Source organism: Acanthopleuribacter pedis, from assembly GCF_017377855.1.
Lineage (GTDB): Bacteria > Acidobacteriota > Holophagae > Acanthopleuribacterales > Acanthopleuribacteraceae > Acanthopleuribacter > Acanthopleuribacter pedis.
Genome location: NZ_JAFREP010000101.1, coordinates 1 through 593, shown reverse-complemented (window position 1 = coordinate 593; position 593 = coordinate 1). Strand labels below are relative to the sequence as shown.

Sequence of the window (593 nt, the reverse complement as noted above, 5' to 3'; positions counted from 1 at the left end):
GTAAGCCTACCAACGAGGGTTCAGACGCAAAGCGTCGAGACGGCTACACTTCCTGGAAAAGGTTCAGGAGGTTGCTTTGGGAAAGCTAAGAATCGAGCCAAAACAGAAATCGCCGGGTTTCATTCGTCTCCAGGTCGAACCCGATGAAGCAGCGCAGATGCCCGAATACCCAAAACCGGAGACCCGCGAGGCCTCGATTAAACTCGTCACCAAGCATGGCACGGCGCTCCATCTCAGCCGTGACATCTCGCTGAAACAGGTTGCTCGGCTGGTGCGCATGCTTGATGGGCGGTGGCCATGATTTGGGATCAGCGGGTCGAGGTCCACGTTTTTAACCAACCCACCGACATGCGAAAATCTCATGACGGGCTCGCCGCCGTGTGCCGCAACGTCATGGGCCACAACCCCTTGTCCGGCCAGGTTTTCGTGTTTATGAATAAGCGACGAGATCGGGTCAAAGCGCTCTTCTGGGATGGATCGGGGCTATGTCTTTACTATAAACGTCTCGAAGCCGGCCAATTCACCAACCTCTGGCGGCGGGATAGCCCGTCTCGGCTTTCAACAATGGAACTACGGTTGATCCTTGAGGGCGC

The 593-nt window shown here is 56.0% G+C and carries 2 protein-coding genes; both read left to right on the top strand.

Going from position 1 to position 593, the window contains the following annotated elements; genetic code table 11:
- Window positions 1-76 precede the first annotated feature (76 nt).
- Window positions 77-301, top strand: coding sequence for a hypothetical protein (locus J3U88_RS34040; protein WP_207863686.1), 225 nt, complete (start codon window positions 77-79; stop codon window positions 299-301).
- The coding region (gene tnpB, locus J3U88_RS34035; protein WP_207863685.1) for an IS66 family insertion sequence element accessory protein TnpB at window positions 298-593 on the top strand (296 nt) is incomplete at its 3' end. The genes J3U88_RS34040 and tnpB, both read left to right, overlap by 4 nt.